Source organism: Yoonia sp. I 8.24, assembly GCF_022096995.1.
In the GTDB taxonomy this organism is placed as follows: domain Bacteria; phylum Pseudomonadota; class Alphaproteobacteria; order Rhodobacterales; family Rhodobacteraceae; genus Yoonia.
Window position 1 is genome coordinate 1 of record NZ_JACXGQ010000009.1, and the last position, 18,568, is coordinate 18,568.

An 18,568-nucleotide genomic window follows, 5' to 3' on the forward strand; every position below is an offset into this window, starting at 1 on the left:
TCAAAGTAGTTGCTTGCAGAAGCAGTTGAACCCAGAGCAGCGATTGTTGCGGCGGCAAGTGCGATTGTTTTGATAGACATAATGTGTTCCTTTTTCTCTTTTGTTTAGCGATGTTAGATCGCTGTTATTTGTCGCGGCGGCTTCGTTTGCCGTGTTGATGAAATGGATATCGGGTTCTTTTGGCCGTTCGAAAAGGGCTCGGACGATCACGAAAATGGTGACCGATGTGATCAGAAATTTCTCTTGAATTCCGTAGAAGCACGCCCATGCGCTGGTTCTGTGCAGGGATGAACACAAGTGAAATGATCTCTGTGCGATGAAGCAATTTTCGGCTGACATGCCGCTCACGAAACAACGTCGAACGCAAAAAAGTGTAGGCATATATTTCTTTCAAATCGCGCCCGCGTGACCCGATGTTGCGGCCAATGAGCGTTGCCAAGCCGTATTTGACCTCGTAGGTCTTAGAAAAATTAAGGAGTCGCGCATGGGCGAGATTGTATTTGTGCGTCACGGGCAGGCAAATTCCAGCGCAACAGATGAAGAAAGCTATGACAAGCTTTCTGAGATGGGGCATCAGCAGGCCCGCTGGCTTGGTGAATACCTCAGCGACCGGGAAGCGCCCTTTGACAAGGTGATCGCGGGCAGCTTGCGCCGCCATCGTGAAACGGCTGCGGGTATGGGGTTCGCTGATCCGGTTATCGATCCGCGCCTAAATGAGATGGATTACTTTAATCTCGGTCAGGCTCTTGATGATGTGCATGGCGTGCCGATGCCTGGCCCGGAAGAATTTGCGGCTCATATTCCACAGGTGATGGAAGCATGGCATCGCGCGGAAATTCAGGGCGTTGAGACTTTTGCCTCGTTTGAGGATCGTGTGACCGGTGTTTTGCAAGAGGCCGCACAACCAGGAGTGCGCGTGCTTTGCGTCACATCGGGTGGGGTGATCGGGATGATTATCCGCCATTTGCTGCAGCTGGACCCGACCCGGCTGGCGCATGTCTTGTTGCCCATCATGAATACATCGGTCCACCGGGTTCACGTGATCCCGCAGGGACCAATATTGGCCAGCTTTAACGCTGCACCGCATTTAGACCAGCCAGATCGCACCCATGCGATCACGCATTTTTAGGGGGTATTTATGGTACATCTTTGGGTTCGTTCAGAAAGCCGTGCAAACGAAGACCGTGTTGGGCTAACGCCAGACGGAGCTGCACAGCTATTGGCAAACGGTTTTCAGATCACTGTTGAGCAAAGCGCGCAACGGATCATTCCGATTGCACAATACGCTGAAGTTGGGTGCGCCATTGCACCAGAGTTTTCTTGGATGAATGCACCCGCGGATGCGCTGATCTTTGGGCTGAAAGAATTGCCAGAGGACGGGACGCCACTGCGGCACCGCCACATCATGTTTGGGCACGCATATAAAGGTCAACCTGACGGGCGTATCTTGCTGGATCGGTTCCAGGCCGGCGGCGGTACGCTTTACGATCTGGAATATCTGACCCTTGCGGATGGGCGCCGGGTTGCCGCATTCGGATATTGGGCGGGGTATGCCGGGGCGGCGGTGTCGCTGATGTGTTGGGCAGCCCAGCAAAAGGGTGAACTGGCGGGGGCGGTTCACAGCTATCCAGATGCGGCGGCACTGCGGGGTGATTTGAAAACGCGTCTTGGCGCGACACGCCCAAACGCGCTGATCATCGGGGCTTTGGGCCGTGTTGGCACTGGCGGCGCAGATTTGTGCGAAGCTATGGGGGTGCAAGTTACAAAATGGGATATGGCCGAAACCGTATCGGGTGGACTTTTTCCTGAAGTGTTGGATCACGATATTTTCTTAAATTGTATCCTCGCGCGGCCGGGAACCCCCGTCTTTGTTCCCGCGGATGCAAAAACTGCGGATCGCAAGCTGACCGTCATCGGCGACATCGCTTGCGACCCGGACAGCGATTTTTCACCGATCAAAGTTTATGACCGCACGACAACTTGGGATGCACCAGCGCTGCGTGTGCATGATGAACCGGTGTTGGATGTCACCGCGATTGATAACCTGCCTTCAATGCTGCCTGCAGAAAGCAGTGCAGATTTTGCGGATCAACTCTTGCCGCATCTGATGACATTGGGCGCATTGGACCAAGATGTATGGGGTCGCGCACGCGATTGTTTCGAAAAAGCGGTGGGTTAAAATCCACCCTACGTTATAACAGGTCTTCTTCGGCGTCAGTTGGGTTGAGCCCCAATGCTTCCATCCCGGATTCGAGGTGGTCGGCCAGATGCGGCGATCCTTTGAGATAGCTGGCGGTTGGGGTTGTTGCCTCGCGCGCGGCTGTTTGCTGTGCCTCGGCTAGTTCGCTGGCGTCAAAACTGCCGCGCCCGATCCAAAACACCGAGACCAAGGCGACTTTCTCTTCGCCGGTCAACTGGCCCACGAACCCGTCAAATTCATTTTCCGCCCGGTGCAATTCGCGTGCGAGGATAATCACCTCGGCGATTTTATCTGATGAAATGGCAAGCATTATACGTTCTCCTTGCATTAGGTGTACCCGGGATCGGAACCGGACGCTTTGATCTGGCGCAACTACTCTATCAAAGGGTTGACCTTGAGGGGGGCGTCGTTTGGGAGTTCTTCAAAATCGAAGTTATCTAACCGATCCGCGCGTTTGCCTGCGCGGGTGGCGGCGGTCAGCACGCCGGAAACGTCTTCGCCCGCTTGGCGCAGGTGCGTGTCCAGCTTAACCGCCTTTTCAGCGATGATCCCAACGTCGCGGTGGAGTAGCCGCAGCGCCTTGCGGATTTCGCCAGCCTGTTCCCGCATCCGCGCGTCTTTGAGGATCGCGCGCATTGTGTTCAGCGTGGCCATGCAGGTTGTTGGCGAGACGATCCAAACACGCGCGTCAAACCCGGCGCGCACGACCTCGGGAAGCCGCGCGTGCAGTTCGGCATAGACGGCCTCGGACGGGAGGAACATCAACGCGCCGTCGGCGGTTTCCCCTTCGATCAGGTATTTTTCGGAAATTGCTTTGATATGAACACGCACCGCAGCCCCAAGTGCGCGCAGGGCGTAGGCTTGGTCGTCTTTGGTTTCGGCGGCAGCGTAAGCTTCGTAGGCTTCAAACGGAAACTTCGCATCGATCACGATGGGCCCCGGTGGATTGGGCAGATGGATCAGGCAGTCCGCACGTTTCCCGTTCGAAAGGGTTGCTTGCAGCGTGTAGCTATCGGCGGGCAGGGCCTTAGAGACGATATCGGTCAGTTGGATTTCGCCGAACATGCCGCGCCGTTGCTTGTTCGACAGGATATCTTGCAGTGACAACACATCGCCCGACAGCTTTTCAATATTCGTCTGCGCCTTATCGATGGTCGCAAGTCGTTCTTGCAACTGCGTCAGGCTTTTGGTGGTTTTTTCCGATGATCCAGTTAGCGTGTCTTTCATCTTTTCTTGCACTTCGGCCAGCCGGGCTTCCATGGTTTGGATCACATGGACCTGTGCGATAGCTTGGGCATCGCTGACGGATTGAATGTTGCCTGCAAGCTGGCTTTGCCCTTGGCCAAGGGCGACGACATTTTGCGACAGCTGCCCGACTTGTTGGGCGATACTGCTGACGGCATCGGCAGACCGCCCGGCGCGGCGTGCAGTTGTTAGAAGCAATACAAGAACCAGCAACGTGACCGATATTGCGGCAAACCCGCCAATCACCCATGGATCGCTAAAAGCATAGGTCTGATCGCCAATCTGGATCATGTGCGACCGAACAGCCGTTCAATATCGGATAGCTTCAATTCCACATATGTGGGGCGTCCGTGGTTGCATTGGCCAGCCAGTGGGGTGGCCTCCATTTCGCGTAGCAGCGCGTTCATTTCGGGGCCTTGCATCCGGCGGCCTGACCTGATGGATCCGTGGCAGGCGACCCGACTAAGGATCGCGTCAATTTTAGCTTTGACATTGGCGCTATCGCCTTGGTCTGCCAATTCATCAACGATGTCTTTGATCATGGCGCTTGCGTTGATTTCGCCCAAAATCGCTGGGGTTTCGCGCACGGCAATTGCACCGCCGCCAAACGCCTCGATAGTGAGGCCCAGTTTTGACAGATCATCCGCGATGGACAAGAGCAGTGCGGCGTCGCCGTCGGATAGCTCGACAATTTCGGGAATCAAAAGCGCCTGCGCCGCGACCCCGTTTTCAGCCATTTGCGTTTTTAGCTTTTCGTAGACCAGCCGTTCGTGGGCGGCGTGTTGGTCAACGATGACGATACCGTTTTGCGTTTGCGCGATGATATAGTTTTCATGTACCTGCGCACGCGCCGCCCCAAGCGGGAGATGCGCGTGCTCGTCCTCTATTATGGGTTCGATCCTGGCTGATGGGGCTTCCTGGAAACCCGGCGCTTGGGCCTGAAATGTCATGGACCGCGCGCTAAAGCTGGGCCGGTCCATTTGGTAAACACGAGGTTCGGTTGGTTGCGGCTGCATCGCGCCGAGCGTCGCAGTTGCCACAGTCGTTGACGCCCTGTGCCCAGCATCTGCCAGCGCATGGCGCAGCCCCGATACGATCAATCCGCGCACAATGCCGGGTTCGCGAAAACGAACCTCGGATTTGGCCGGGTGCACGTTGACGTCGACAAGCGTCGGGTCGCAGTCAACAAAAAGTGCGGCAACCGGATGTCTGTCGCGCGACAACACATCCATATAAGCCGCCCGCAATGCGCCGAGCAGCATTTTATCACGCACCGGACGTCCGTTCACAAACAAGAATTGCGCAATCGCTGCGCCGCGCGAATAGGTCGGCAAGGCGGCGTAACCGGTCAGGTGAAACCCTTCGCGTTCGGTATCAATCGCCAGTGCATTTTCCGCAAATTCGCGGCCAAGCACGGTTTGCAACCGCCCGTGAAGCGCGTCGAACATATCGCCGCTTTGCGCGTCTGCGCGGAAGGCCGTGCGCGTGTCGCCCTTAGAGGCATCGCGCAAGATAAAGGTGACAAAGGGTTCGGCCATCGCCAGCCGTTTGACGACATCACTGACGGCTTGCGCCTCGGCACGGTCGGTGCGCAGAAATTTCAAACGCGCGGGTGTCGCAAAGAACATATCGCGCAGTTCAACCACAGTGCCGCCGGATAGCGCGGCGGGGCGAACCGCATCCATCTTGCCGCCCGCGACATTGATCGTCGCAGCATCGCGCCCGTCAACGCGCGAGGTGATTGATAAACGCCCAACAGCGCCAAGCGATGGTAGCGCTTCGCCCCTAAACCCAAAGGAATGAATATTGAGTAGATCAGAGCCGTCGATTTTTGAAGTTGCGTGACGTGATAGCGCAAGCGGCAAATCATCCGCTGCAATGCCGCAGCCATTATCCGTCACACGGATCAGGGTCTTGCCACCATCTGCGATCACCACCTCAATGCGGGTTGCCCCGGCATCAACAGCGTTTTCGACCAGCTCTTTGACGGCAGAGGCGGGGCGTTCCAACACCTCGCCCGCCGCAATCCGGTTGATCGCGGCGTCATCAAGCTGCCGGATCACCGGACGGGGCTTTATCTGGGGGTCTGCAATGGCCATGCTACAAACTATAGCATTTCCACGCGATTCTACGAGAGCAGATTTACGATCAGTTTGACGTAGTTAACAGACCTTCGGGTTGCCCGACGACAACGAAATGCAGATCCGCAGGGGCGAGCAATTCTGCCGCAACCCGGTTCACATCGTCCAAAGTGACGGCTTCAATGAAAACGTTGCGATTGATCACATAGTCTGGCGAGAGACCGATCATCTGCATGCCGACCATGATGTTCGCGATGTCGCTGTTACCATCAAATCGCAGCGGATATTCCCCTGTTAGATAGGTTTTGGCCGCCGTCAGTTCCACATCTGTTATCCCGTTTTCAGCAGTGTCAGCCCAGACATCACGGGTCACGCTGATCGCTTCGGCGATGGTCGCATTGGATGACGCAACAGTACCGATCATCATTTCCGCGTGAAATTTGGGGACCAAATAGGTGCCGATCCCATAAGTCAGCCCGCGCTTTTCACGCACCTCATGCATAAGCCGCGATTCAAAGCCGCCTGCGCCCAAGACGTGGTTGAGAATATAGGCGGCAAAGAAATCAGGGTCGTCGCGTTTCATGCCAGCGTGTCCGAAATATGCGACGGCTTGCGGGGTCGCATAGTCGATCACGGTCGTGCCGCCTGTAAGGCCAAAGGCAATATCGTCTGGCGATTCAGGCCCTTGCTCTGGTAAGTCACCCAGTAAAGTATCAAGCATTTGTCCGACCTGCGCGGCGGTAACATTGCCCACAACAGAAACATAAATCCTGTCTCGTGTCAGCGCGTTTTTATGCGCGTTGATTATGTCTGTTTGGGTCAACGCATTGACGCTATCCACGGTGCCATCGCTATTGGTGCCGTAAGGGTGATCGCCAAATGCAGCGGCGTTAAACGCAGCGCTTGCGATGCTATTGGGGCTCTTTTCTTCGGAAGCGATATTTGCAAGTACTTGCCCACGGACCCGATCAACCGCGTCTTGGTCAAATGTTGGTGCGATCAATGCCTGACGCAATAGTTCCAGTGCCGCATCTTGGTTTTCGGTCAGGAACTGAGCCGAAATGCCAACGGAATCATCCGATGCAGAAAACCCGTAACTTGCGGCTAGGGCTTCGCGCGCTGTTTGGAATTCTTGGGCAGTCATATCGGCTGCCCCTTCTTCAAGCAGCCCCATCATCAGATTGGTGGCGCCGCGTTTGCCAGGCAAGTCTAGCGAGGTGCCGCCACGAAACCGGATCTCAAGCGCGACAAATGGAATACTGGGTTCTTCGACGACCCAAGCATTGATCCCGCCGGGGGATGTGACTTCTTTGATGTCAAGTTCGGCATGGGCCGTGGTGGCGAACACACACAGCGTGATTGCAATCAATTTACGCAGCATTAGCGGGCGTCCTCTTGGCTTGCGACAACCCAACCTGTGACGGCCTGATCGCGGTTGAATACTTTGGCGGCGGCGGCTTTGATATCTGCTTCGGTAACGGATTGCAGGATATCGGGCCACGCCTGTACGTCAGCAACTGCCAGGCTTTGGCTAAGTGCCGCGCCATAGCGGCGCGCCAACCCTTGGGTATTATCCATCGCGTAAATCTCAGAAGCATGCAACTGCGTGCGGATACTGTCGATCCGCGCCGGGTCAATGTCGTTTTCCATGAAATCTGCGATGACTTGATCCATCGCAGCTTCGGCTTCGGACAATGTGACACCGGTGGCGGGGACAACGGCGACCCGGAAAATACCTGTATCCAGAGAATTTCCGCTATAGGAGGCATTGGTATAAAGCGCGGTTTGTGTGTCGAATTGCAACGCTGTACCAAGATCAGAGGTAAACGACGATCCACCAAGTAGCTCGGCCAGATAGGTCAGCGCTGCAGCTTCTTCTTGGGCGCCGGGATCGCGTTCAGGTGCAAGATACGTACGGCTGATATAGGGTTGGCTGACGCGTGGGTCAGTATAGGTAATCCGGCGTTCGGCGCGTTGTGGGGGCTCTTGCGGGCGCAGGCGTTCTGGCAGGTCTGGCTCTGCCGGGATCACGCCGTAATAGGTTTCAGCAAGCGTGCGCACATCATCCGGATCAACATCGCCCGCGACAACTAAAATCGCGTTATTGGGTGCATAATAGCGGCCGTAAAACGCATTGGCGTCTTCAAGATCAAGCTGCTCCATCTCGTGTTTCCAGCCGATGATCGGCACGCCGTAACGGTGGTTTTGGAACAGCGCGGCGTTGAACTGCTCGCGGGCCAAGGCGCTGGGATTATTTTCGGTGCGCTGGTTGCGTTCCTCAAGGATCACATTGCGTTCGGTTTCGATATTATCAGCGGTGAGCGCCAGATTTGTCATCCGGTTGCTTTCCATCTGCATCATCAATTCTAGCCGGTCCGCTGCGATGCGTTGGAAATAGGCCGTGTAATCATAGCTGGTAAACGCATTGTCGCTGCCGCCATTCGCAGCAACGGTTGCAGAAAATTCGCCCGAGGCCAGCACATCCGTTTGCTTGAACATCAAATGTTCAAAGAAATGCGCAATACCTGATGTGCCTTCAGGTTCGTCGGCTGATCCGATTTTGTACCACACCATATGCACGGCAACAGGCGCGCGGTGGTCTTCGATCACAACGACTTCCATACCGTTATCAAGATCAAAGGTTGTCACCTCTTGCGCCTGTGCGGCGGTAGCTGCGGTGATTATCGCCATAGCGGTAAGCAAATGTTTCATCGGCACCCTTTTTGGTTAGCTCAGGCGTAAACTGACGCTAGGACCCGCGATGTTCAAGCCGCCATACGCGGTTGTGAAGGAATGTTTTATTCAGCCGCTGGCGCGTTTGGAACAAGAACGCCAAGCGCTGCAAGTCGCGCCAACTCTGCATCTGCATCCAATGCTTGCCCGGCGTAAAGCGGGAAGTACCGGTCACGGTTCAAGGGGTTGAACACATTTGACGCTTGCTTGCGTCGGCGTGCGTTCGCATCGCGTTCGGCCAAGTAGGCACGAATGTCGGCGTCCACGCCGTAGCGTGTCACCTGTGCGATCAGGCCGGAATCGCTTGCTGGGACACCTCCAGCCTGTTGCACGGCACGATTGCCACCAAGTGCCGCAATCGCATCGGCTTTGGGTGTGGGGTCGGCAAGGTTCGCACCACCGGGTGTGGGTGTCACAAGCGCCAGTGTTTCAGGTAATGCGAGCGGCTGCGCGGGAATGACCGAAAACTCATCTGGGCCGCCATCCGTTGTCCGCATGTCGCGCAAGGAACGTTCCGTATTGCCGCAGGCCGCAAGCGTGACAAAGGCTAGAACTGATAAAATCATTGCACGCATGAAAGCACCCATTGGTAATGTCGGGGTCTTGTACCCCAAGCCCGCGACAACGTCACGTGCTCTTCTTCTTGGGTTTAGATTTGGCATCTTCGCCGAAAAACGCAAGCCCAATTGCCCCAATAAAGATCGCAACATCCGCAATGTTAAAGGAATAAGGATTGTTGATCCCGCAGCACGACATGTTCAAGAAATCCGCGACCGCTTCATAAAAGATACGGTCGATCACATTCCCGATAGCGCCGCCGACCAACAACCCGGCTGACAGGTAGACCCATTTCGATCCGCCATTTTTGCGCAGCCACCAAAGCACGATGATTGAGATGGCTATAGCCACGCCGATCAGCACCCAGCGCATATCAAACCCAGAAAAGAGCCCAAAGTTCACGCCCCGATTCCATGCCATCTGAAATTCGAGGTAGGGCGGAAACACTTCGATCTTACCCCGACCGGGGTTCCCCAGACCGAGCCAATGCACGACGTAGTATTTGCTGGCTTGATCCAGCAATACCACAATAAGCCCGGTCCAGAACGTCAGACGCATGAGCCGCCCCTTAGTGTTTAAAGTGGCGCATGCCGGTGAAGACCATCGCGATACCGGCCTCATCGGCTGCGGCGATAACTTCGTCGTCACGCATAGAGCCACCCGGCTGGATCACACAGGTCGCACCCGCAGCGGCGGCTTCGAGCAGACCATCCGCAAAGGGGAAGAATGCATCGGATGCCACGGCTGATCCAATAGTCAGCGGTTGTGGCAGGCCCATGGCTTCGGCCATGCGTTCTGATTTCTTCGCGGCAATCAGCGCAGAGTCCAGACGTGACATTTGCCCAGCACCGACGCCAACTGTTGCCTTGTCTTTGACATAGACAATTGCGTTGGACTTGACGTGTTTCGCAACTTTCCAAGCGAACAAGAGGTCTGACATTTGCGCGTCGGTTGGGGCAACTTTGGTCACCACTTTCAGATCGTCCATACCGACATAGCCGGTGTCTTTGTCCTGAACGAGCATCCCACCCGCAACCTGACGGTACGTTGTGATCGGCGTTGTGACATCAGGCAGCGCATCGGTGGTCAAAAGGCGCAGGTTTTTCTTGGCCGCGAACACGGCTTTCGCCGCATCGGATGCGCCCGGCGCAATCACGACTTCGGTAAAGATTTCGACAATTGCCTTGGCGGTTTCTTCGTCCAAAGGCTGGTTTAACGCGACGATCCCGCCAAATGCCGACGTGCGGTCGCAGTTGAATGCGTTTTGGTAAGCTTCTAGCAATGTCGCACCGCGCGCTACGCCGCATGGGTTGGCGTGTTTGACAATGGCGACAGCAGGGCTTTCAGCTGGGTCGAATTCCGCGACCAACTCAAACGCGGCGTCGGTGTCGTTGATGTTGTTGTATGACAGCGCTTTCCCTTGGTGGACCGTTGCGGTCGCAACACCGGGCCGTTCTGTGCCATCCGTGTAGAACGCCGCAGACTGATGGCTGTTTTCGCCATAACGCATGGTTTGCTTAAATGTGCCTGTAAACGACCGACGCCGTGGCGTGTCTTGGCCAATCGCACCTGCCATCCATGTGCTGACGGCGGTGTCATAAGCTGCTGTGCGGGCATAGGCGGTTTGGGCAAGTGTTTGGCGCAGCGCCATTGTGGTCTGGCCGTCGTTCGCGTCCAGTTCGGCCAAAACGGCGGCGTAATCTTCGACGTCGGTGACAACGGTGACAAAGGCGTGGTTTTTCGCGGCGGAGCGGATCATCGCAGGGCCGCCGATATCAATGTTTTCGATGCAGGCTGCGTAGTCGCCGCCTTTGGCCACGGTTTCCTCAAACGGGTAAAGGTTCACAACGAGCATATCGATTGGGCCAATGTTATGTTCGACCATCGCGTCGCGGTGCCCATCAAGATCGCGGCGCGCCAGCAGGCCGCCATGCACAACCGGATGCAGCGTTTTCACGCGCCCGTCCATCATTTCGGGAAAGCCCGTGACATCAGCCACATCGCGGACCTCAAGCCCTGCGTCGCGTAGGGCAGCGGCAGATCCGCCTGTTGACAGCAATTCGACTCCGCGATCAGCGAGAGCACGCGCCAAATCTACAAGCCCAGTTTTGTCAGATACAGAAAGCAGCGCGCGGCGCAGTGGTGCAAGGTCGGTCATTCAAAGTCCCCAGGTGTATATTCCACATCATCCGCGTCGTCACTTTGGACAAGGTCACGCACCGCAGTTGGCGTGTCTTGTGCCTTGGCCAATGACCAACGGATGCGTGTCGCATAGGACATTGCGCGCCCAGATAAAACCACTTGATGCGTGCCTATCGGCCTTAAACGGCCATTTTGTAGGTAAACCGAAGGCGCAATCGACAATTGCGCAACCCCATCATGGCTAAACACCCATGTTTCACCGGATTTGAGGGATAGATAGACAGATTCCCCTTCCTGAGTGGCTGCGACATCAGGATGCAGGTGGAACCGAATATTATAGGGGACTCCATCGGCCCCGCACGCGCGATCAAACTGTGCGTGGTCTTGTTCATCAAGTGTGGCAAGCAGGTCTTCGCAGGTGAGTTGTCGCCCATCGATTGCAAGTTTTAGGATGCGGGCATGGGTTAAGCCATGACTGGGCTGGTACCCGTTTTGGGATACTTCGATCTGGCGGATGCCGTTGGTAGTGGGGGCGTTAAACCGCACGGAGCTTGGGGTCTTAATCAACCATTTCCCCTGCGGGTTCAGTCGCGAAGATGATAGCCCTTCAATGCCAAGCGTGGAATGGCTGGCGGTCGCACGGCTGGCCCGCCGCCATTCGCGGCCAAACCGTGCGCCGGATCCGCTGTTGACGATGATTGGGCGGCGACCCGAGGTGAGTTCAATCCCAAGTGTGCTTGCATGCCCCTTTGCCGATGCGGCCCCGAAAGGCGGCGCCGCGGCATCGACGATCAGCGAAGTGCGTCCGCCCGTTTGTTTTGCAAACCCCATATGCAGCCCTGAATCGGGCGTTGCTCTGACCGCCGCATCTGCAAAGGCTTGGTCCAGCCGCCCTTCAAGCCCGGAGCCACCTCCGTGGAACCGGGTTAGGCTGCCATCAGTATGGCGCAAGGCCCGCAGGGTTGGCACGATGCGCTCAATCGCCAAAGGAATTTCACGTGGTAGCTTCTGCTGTGTTTCGGTCAGCGATTGCACCGCCAAATTGAGTAGCACGAGAATTTCCAGCAATTCTTCTGGGTTACGTGTGGCGATCGCGCCACCGGGGCTAATTTCATCCGAGCAAGCTGTGGCGAGGGCAGTGGCTGCGGGGCCAACATGATCTTGCATCTGCGATAGCATTGATCCGGCATAGATCAGCCCGCTGAGCGCCTCGAACCGTGCTAATCCATGGGACATTGTATGCCAACGGTTAGCCAAAAACAGGGTCTGTTGCGCCAGAGTTAGCATAAATTGGTCAGCGGCGGGAGTGTCTTGGCCACGCAAGATAAACGGCCCGTGATTGATCCAACGCGTCAGACGACGGCCAGCAACATCTGGCGTCCAGCCCATGCCGCGCCCGTCGCCGTAGCGCTTGATCCAATCGTAAACCCAATCCTGTGTTCGGCTGCGGGCCTTATCATCGCCGACTGCTACCAGATCATCCACCCAGGCAGCGCCGTGAATTTCATCCGCGTTTTCTGGGTGTTTATCCGCGACGTCCCAGATCGAAAGCCGTGGCCCTTCGATAAACTGGCCTGAAAAAAGGAAATTGCCGGTGATCAATTGTCGTCCACGTCCGACAGCGCCAATTGAGCGCGGATCGGGTGTCGTCACAAAGCCAATAGGCAGATTGCGACGCGTAGCTCTACGCGCGTGCACCCGGTGCATAAATCTGGTCCGGCGATCCCGCCATGTGGTCGCGTGTGCCAATGCTACGCCGCCTTGGTTACTCGTACTTGGCGGCACGATAGGAAATCATTGTAGCCAAGTCACGAAAACTTCTGCGCTTGGGCGTGGTTTTGCCAAAGCGTTGATCAATGGGCGCTGTGCGGACAAGGCCGCGTTTCTACTTTGGGGCGATGTCAGGATGAAATATGCACTGTTGCGCTGTTGCACTGTTGCCCGCGCGAATTTCAAAATGTGTGATATTTTCTTTAATGCTACCCGATAGTTGGTAGATATCCCGCATGTTGACTAGTTAACGATTGGAAGAGAGATGAAGATTTTCGACAAGGCTTCGAGGCCTGGTTTTACGCGTGGCGTTCAAGCTACAAAGATTAGCAAAAAATTGGGGATGCTTGCGGCACCATTGTTGTTGGCCGCAACGGCGGCGCACGCGCAATCCGTGAGTATTCCGCAAGTTCACAGCACAGTCACTGGAGGCTCTGCAAGCACGACGCTCACTGGTTTGCCGACGGGAACCAATGGGGATGCCACCATTGATCTGAGCCTCTATGGCGATTTTGGTTATGGTACAGAAATGCTGACGGTGCTATTGGATGGTGTGAGCGTAGGTGTGGCTGCCCCTACGGGACTGGACTGTGTATCTGGACTGACCCAAATCCTGATTGTTGATCAGGCAACACTTGCGCCGCTTATTGCGGATGGTCAGCTCGAAATCACTTTCCAACCCACGAGCAATGTAGACAATTTTTGTGGCTCGTACAACGGTAGCCCTAGCAATGTAAGCTTCGTTGTCAGCGGTACCATCACTTATGATGGCGTGACCGGCACTGCCGCAGAGGAACAGATCGCAAGTTTCATGGAAAACCGCGCGCGTGCGCTGGTGCAAAACCAGCCCGACGTGGCGCGTTTTGTCGATGGCCGCGCTGGTGGACGTCTTAATGCAGACGTAACCCAAGGTGCTGGCAGCATTGATTTTGCCTCTGCCGGGCGCGGGCCTGTCTGGGCGACTTTGACCGGTAGCGCCACGAAATTTGAAGAAGGCAACGACCAAAGCTATTTCCTTGGGGCCGCTGGTACGCATCTGTCTTTTGGTGAAAACACCATCGTTGGTGCCATGTTGCAGCTGGACTTGGCAGAGCAGGACTTTGCTAACGGAGACAAAGCCGAAGGTAGAGGTTGGCTGGTCGGGCCATATTTCGCCACGCAAATTTCTGAACACCCGCTGTTTTTGGATGGGCGCCTGCTTTATGGTAAAACAGATAACGAATTCACGCCCGATGGTGATGCAACCGACAGTTTTGACGGTGAACGCTGGCTGGCCACGCTGAATTTGCAAGGCCGTGTTGAAATGGAACATTTCACAATGTTCCCGATCATCTCTGCCAGCCATGTGCGCGATACGCAGGATGCATATACGGACAGCGACAGTGTTGATATCGACTCTCAGGATATTGAACAAACCGAGGTCGCCCTTGGTGTGGACTTTGAAAAACCGATGCTATCGCATGATTTGGTGCTCGTTGGAGGGCTATCAGGCATCTGGTCGGATACCGATGGTGACGCCGCTTCGTCATCCGTCATTGGCAATTATAATGGCTGGCGTGGCCGGATCGATGCGGGTCTAAACTATTCCAATGGCGCAGGGTTGATTGCTGGGATGAATGTCTTTGTTGATGGTCTTGGCGAAGATGACTTGGAAAGCTATGGCCTAAGCTTGGCGCTAGACTACCAGTTCTGATCCCACTGATCACGAACCGCTCGCCACTCGTTACGTCTGAGCACGGTTATTCACGACAAAAGCCGCCCCGTTTTCAGGGGCGGCTTTTTTGGTTTGCTTTCATTAGCGTCTAATGTGTGAACTTCTTAATCTCACCTGATTTCAAACGCTCAGAGTAGGAGGCCAATTCTTTGCGGACGATCTTCATCAGGAAGTAGAGAGCAAAAATGTTCACCACAGCCATCGCAAAGATCGCAGCATCTGAGAAGTCGATCACAGGGCCAAGGCTGGCAGCCGCACCGATGACGATGAAGATGCAGAAGATGATTTTGAACGCGAGTTCAGTTCCTTTGCCTTCTCCAAACAAATAGGTCCACGCCTTCAAGCCATAGTAGGACCATGAAATCATCGTAGAAAACGCGAACAAGATAACTGCGATCGCCATCACAAACGGGAACCAGCTAATTGCGGACCCGAATGCCGCCGCCGTTAATTCCACACCAGAATTCCCGTCGACCGTTGCGATTGCAGTGCCAGCTTCGTTTAGCATGTAGTTGCCTGTGGCTTCATCGATGATCAACTGCTGGGAAATGACGATGACAAGCGCAGTCATTGTGCAGATCACAACCGTATCAATCAGTGGTTCAAGCAACGATACAAAGCCTTCGGTGATTGGCTCTTTTGTTTTCACTGCTGAGTGCGCAATCGCAGCAGAACCCACCCCTGCTTCGTTTGAGAAAGCCGCTCGCTTAAAACCTTGAATCAATGCACCAACCATGCCGCCAGCAACACCAAGACCGGTAAATGCGCCTGCAAAGATTTGTCCAAACGCCCAGCCGATCATGTTGAAATTCACCAGCAAGACGATCAACGCCGCAGTTACATACAAGATACCCATAAACGGTACGATCTTTTCGGTCACTTTCGCGATGGATTTCACACCACCGACGATAACCGCAAAAACCACGCCAGCAAAAATGATGCCGGTGATCCAACCCGGATACTCACCGGTGATCCCCGAAATCGCTGCGTGTGCTTGGTTCGCTTGGAACATGTTCCCGCCGCCAAAGGCACCTAAGATACAAAACACAGAGAACAGGACGGCAAGAATTTTGCCTCCCGGCAATCCAAGTTCGTCAAACCCTTTGGAAATGTAGTACATCGGGCCACCAGAAACCGTGCCGTCCGGGTATTCATTGCGATATTTGACGCCCAAAGTGCATTCCGTAAACTTAGATGCCATACCCAGCAGACCAGCCAAAATCATCCAGAATGTCGCGCCAGGACCGCCGATGCCAACGGCAACAGCAACACCCGCGATATTTCCAAGGCCGACGGTGCCTGACAGGGCCGTTGCCAATGCCTGAAAATGGCTGACTTCGCCAGCGTCATTGGGATCGGAGTAATCGCCTTTGACGAGCCCAATTGCGTGTCCAAAGAATCGAAACTGCACGGCTGCAAAATAAATGGTGAAAACGGTTGCGCCGATCACCAACCACATGACGATCCACGGAAAACTAGTTCCCGGTATCGACATGAAAATAAAATTGACGAACCAACCGGTTGCTGCGGAGAACCCCGCGTTTACTTTTTCGTCCAACGTCATTGCGGCCTCTTGCGCCGATGCGGGGACTGCCGCGACAAAGAACGCCACAGCCAAGAGAAAGAAGTGATAAATCTTAGTCATTGTATGATCCTTATACCACGACGGTGACAGGGACGCGGGCATCCATCACCAAATTAGCTGTTGAGCTGCCAAAGATACGCTTGGAAAAGCCGCCAGCACTGGAGCGCGCAACGATGATCTGGCTTGCGCCCTCTGAATGTGCGATGTCGTCAATCGTATCGGCAACATCACCATGGCGCACCACGGCGCGCGCTGTCAGTCCCGCCTCCGTAAGCGTCTTGATGGCGGGGTTCACCACGCGCTCCATCGCGATTGCAATTTCTTCTTCACGGCGTTTATGGCGCTGCGCATTTTCTTCAGCGGTTTGAAATGAAAACGGCGACCATTCGATCACGTAAACCACAATCAATTCACAGCTTTCCATTCGGTTCGCTAAGTTTTTTGCAAACTCGAGAGCTTTTTCTCCCGAACTTTGCCCGTCAAGGCCAATTACTAATTTCATTATTTTGTCCCTCACTGTTTTTAGGTGTCCAGTAAGGCGAGTCCGGACAACCATGTAAAGAGTTTTGGGCGTCTTTGTCGGGCGATCACAAGGATCGCTTATGGAATAGGCACAAACGACCGCTAAGCTCGCAGTCTAAATCAGACCTAAGTCAATGTGATTGTATTGGGTTTTGGGGTTCGTATTTCCGGTACGACGATCCCGTTAGGTCTTGCAAGCTTATGTGTTTGTGCGCGGATTTGCCAAGGCGATGAAACTTCTAAGAAATGCGCGCAGTTGTGCCGCGTTTTCAGGTGCGGCCAGTAGCTCGGAGACGTGTTCGGGTGATTTTCCGATCAATGCAAACCTGACAAAAGGTGTCGCACTGAATGCGCTACTGACGGTCGAAAGCACAACCCTCAGCGCGTCCAGCATGTCATCGCCTCGGTGAGAGCCGTGCAAAATCGCCATTGGCTTTGCGATAACCGCGTCGCCAGAAACTAGCCAATCAATCGCGTTTTTTAGCCCTCCGGGAATGCTGCGCACGTATTCAGGGCATGCGAAGACGATCCCGTCTGCATCTGCGACCATTTGTTTGAATGTGTGAACGGCAGGTGGGGGGGCTGCGTCTTGGTCCGCTGAGAAAATGGGCAGGCTTGCCAGTTGATGGTAAACTGTGACTGTCACTCCAGCTGGTGCGATCCTGGCAAGTGCGTGCAGCAACGCAGTATTGGTAGATGCCGCGCGCGTGCTTCCGGAAATCGCGAGTATATTCATGCTGATTTGCGCAGCACGGCCATATAGAATCCGTCCATTCCGCCTAAATCGGCCCAATAGTCGGGGCGCAGGCGAAGACCACCTTCTTCGCTGATCCATGCGGGGTCGATACCGGGGGCTGTGGCGGGTTCAACAGTGATATCGGGGTGACGCGTCAGCGCGTCCTCGATCTGCACTTCGCCTTCGTCGGGTAGCAGTGAACAGGTGCAAAATACCAGCCGTCCGCCGGGTTTGAGCAGGGTCAGCGCGTGATCGATCATGGTTTCTTGTTGGTCAATCAATGCGCCAAATTCTGATCCGTCTTTCGCATAGGGCAGATCAGGATGCCGCCGGATTGTGCCGGTGGCTGAACAGGGCGCATCCAGAATGATCGCGTCAAAACCATCTTCCGTGAATGCAAAAGCGTCGCTGGTCACGGTCCGCGCCTTGAGCCCGACGCGTGTCAGGTTTTCAGTGACCCTGTCCATGCGCCGTGACGACAGGTCTACTGCAGTCACATCCGCGCCTGCGGCTGCCAATTGCATGGCTTTGCCGCCCGGTGCAGCGCAGAGGTCTAATACCTTTAAGCCCGCGACATCGCCCAAAAGCTTGACCGGAACTGCGGCCGCTGCATCCTGCACCCACCAATCGCCGGTGTCGTAGCCGGGCAGGGTGGATACTTGGCCCGCGTTCATGATCCGCACCGATCCGGTAGCCAGCACTTGCCCGCCTGTCGCATCGGCCACGGCCTGCGCATCAGTCTTGGGGGTCAGATCCAGCGGCGCGCCGCCAAAATGCGTGGCCTCCATCGCAACAACCGCGTCACGACCCCATGCCGCAACCAAAGGCTGGCGGAGCCAGCCCGGTGTCAGCGGTACTGCGCGTTTATGCCAGCCATCGGGGCCTTCGGCTGCGATTTTACGGAGCACCGCGTTGGTCAGCCCCTTCATCGATTGGGTGCGTTTGTTGCGGCCCACAATTTCAACATAAGCGTTCACAACGCCATGTGCTGCCTCACCACCGCACAGCTCAATCACGCCAAGGCGCAGGGCATTCAGCACATGGTCAGGTGGCGTCTTTTTTAGATAGGGTTTCAGCATCCGATCTGCACGGTCCAAGCCGCGCAAAGCATCTGTTGCCAAGCGTTGCGCACGGGCGCGGTCGTCATTGGCAAGCTGCGCAAGTGCGCCGCCGGCGATCAACTCGGCCATCAGGCGACCTTCAGTCGTGATTTGCATCATCAAATGATGCGCGGTACGGCGGGCAGGCAGACCTGTTTGGTTCATTGGGTATCTCTTGATGC

General features: G+C 55.4%; 16 protein-coding genes. 3 read left to right on the forward strand and 13 right to left on the reverse strand.

Annotation, left to right across the window (positions count from 1 at the left end; all coding sequences use genetic code 11):
• Positions 1-484 precede the first annotated feature (484 nt).
• Together Yoon_RS15645 and Yoon_RS15650 are read left to right on the forward strand one after the other, a co-directional pair.
• Entirely contained in the window at positions 485-1,129 is a 645-nt protein-coding gene (locus Yoon_RS15645; protein ID WP_238113466.1) for a histidine phosphatase family protein, read from the forward strand.
• Positions 1,130-1,138: 9 nt separating this feature from the next.
• On the forward strand, positions 1,139-2,179 hold the full coding sequence (locus Yoon_RS15650) for a saccharopine dehydrogenase (RefSeq protein ID WP_238113467.1): 1,041 nt from the start codon (positions 1,139-1,141) through the stop codon (positions 2,177-2,179).
• A gap of 13 nt (positions 2,180-2,192) precedes the next feature.
• Here the strand turns inward: Yoon_RS15650 and Yoon_RS15655 are convergent, their stop codons facing one another.
• The 9 genes from Yoon_RS15655 to Yoon_RS15695 form a co-directional block, all read right to left on the reverse strand.
• Positions 2,193-2,510: a DUF3775 domain-containing protein gene (locus Yoon_RS15655; protein WP_238113469.1), complete on the reverse strand. Its 318-nt coding sequence runs from the start codon at positions 2,508-2,510 to the stop codon at positions 2,193-2,195.
• A 62-nt stretch (positions 2,511-2,572) separates the two neighbouring features.
• A complete protein-coding gene (locus tag Yoon_RS15660; RefSeq protein ID WP_238113471.1) occupies positions 2,573-3,736 on the reverse strand; it encodes a DNA recombination protein RmuC in 1,164 nt (387 codons plus the stop codon).
• Positions 3,733-5,544 carry a DNA mismatch repair endonuclease MutL gene (mutL, locus tag Yoon_RS15665; RefSeq protein ID WP_238113472.1) on the reverse strand — a complete coding sequence of 604 codons (1,812 nt, stop codon included), beginning with the start codon at positions 5,542-5,544 and terminating at the stop codon, positions 3,733-3,735. The genes Yoon_RS15660 and mutL overlap by 4 nt, the downstream gene beginning before the upstream one ends.
• Before the next feature lie 49 nt (positions 5,545-5,593).
• Positions 5,594-6,907 carry a pitrilysin family protein gene (locus Yoon_RS15670; protein WP_238113473.1) on the reverse strand — a complete coding sequence of 438 codons (1,314 nt, stop codon included), beginning with the start codon at positions 6,905-6,907 and terminating at the stop codon, positions 5,594-5,596.
• On the reverse strand, positions 6,907-8,238 hold the full coding sequence (locus Yoon_RS15675) for a pitrilysin family protein (RefSeq protein ID WP_238113474.1): 1,332 nt from the start codon (positions 8,236-8,238) through the stop codon (positions 6,907-6,909). The genes Yoon_RS15670 and Yoon_RS15675 overlap by 1 nt, the downstream gene beginning before the upstream one ends.
• 86 nt (positions 8,239-8,324) lie before the next feature.
• Positions 8,325-8,834 carry a DUF3035 domain-containing protein gene (locus Yoon_RS15680; RefSeq protein WP_238113475.1) on the reverse strand — a complete coding sequence of 170 codons (510 nt, stop codon included), beginning with the start codon at positions 8,832-8,834 and terminating at the stop codon, positions 8,325-8,327.
• Positions 8,835-8,886: 52 nt separating this feature from the next.
• Positions 8,887-9,375 (reverse strand): signal peptidase II, encoded by a 489-nt coding sequence (lspA, locus tag Yoon_RS15685; RefSeq protein WP_238113476.1) that lies wholly within the window; start codon positions 9,373-9,375, stop codon positions 8,887-8,889.
• A gap of 10 nt (positions 9,376-9,385) precedes the next feature.
• Positions 9,386-10,975, reverse strand: coding sequence for a bifunctional phosphoribosylaminoimidazolecarboxamide formyltransferase/IMP cyclohydrolase (gene purH, locus Yoon_RS15690; protein ID WP_238113477.1), 1,590 nt, complete (start codon positions 10,973-10,975; stop codon positions 9,386-9,388).
• A complete protein-coding gene (locus tag Yoon_RS15695; RefSeq protein ID WP_370642191.1) occupies positions 10,972-12,708 on the reverse strand; it encodes a heparinase II/III family protein in 1,737 nt (578 codons plus the stop codon). Before Yoon_RS15695 ends, purH begins: the two co-directional genes overlap by 4 nt.
• Positions 12,709-13,072: 364 nt before the next feature.
• Between Yoon_RS15695 and Yoon_RS15700 the strand changes: the two genes are divergently transcribed.
• Positions 13,073-14,422 (forward strand): autotransporter outer membrane beta-barrel domain-containing protein, encoded by a 1,350-nt coding sequence (locus Yoon_RS15700; RefSeq protein ID WP_238113478.1) that lies wholly within the window; start codon positions 13,073-13,075, stop codon positions 14,420-14,422.
• Positions 14,423-14,531: 109 nt separating this feature from the next.
• On the opposite strand, the gene Yoon_RS15705 is transcribed toward Yoon_RS15700, so the two are convergent.
• From Yoon_RS15705 to Yoon_RS15720, 4 genes are all read right to left on the reverse strand, one after another.
• A complete protein-coding gene (locus Yoon_RS15705) occupies positions 14,532-16,088 on the reverse strand; it encodes a sodium:alanine symporter family protein (RefSeq protein WP_238113480.1) in 1,557 nt (518 codons plus the stop codon).
• 10 nt (positions 16,089-16,098) lie between these two features.
• Positions 16,099-16,530: a universal stress protein gene (locus Yoon_RS15710; protein WP_238113481.1), complete on the reverse strand. Its 432-nt coding sequence runs from the start codon at positions 16,528-16,530 to the stop codon at positions 16,099-16,101.
• Positions 16,531-16,749: 219 nt separating this feature from the next.
• The gene (locus tag Yoon_RS15715) at positions 16,750-17,286 is read right to left on the reverse strand and encodes an NADPH-dependent FMN reductase (protein WP_238113482.1); all 537 of its coding nucleotides are present in this window, start codon (positions 17,284-17,286) and stop codon (positions 16,750-16,752) included.
• Complete coding sequence (locus Yoon_RS15720) at positions 17,283-18,551, reverse strand: RsmB/NOP family class I SAM-dependent RNA methyltransferase (RefSeq protein WP_238113483.1); 1,269 nt, start codon at positions 18,549-18,551, stop codon at positions 17,283-17,285. The genes Yoon_RS15715 and Yoon_RS15720 overlap by 4 nt, the downstream gene beginning before the upstream one ends.
• Positions 18,552-18,568 lie beyond the last annotated feature (17 nt).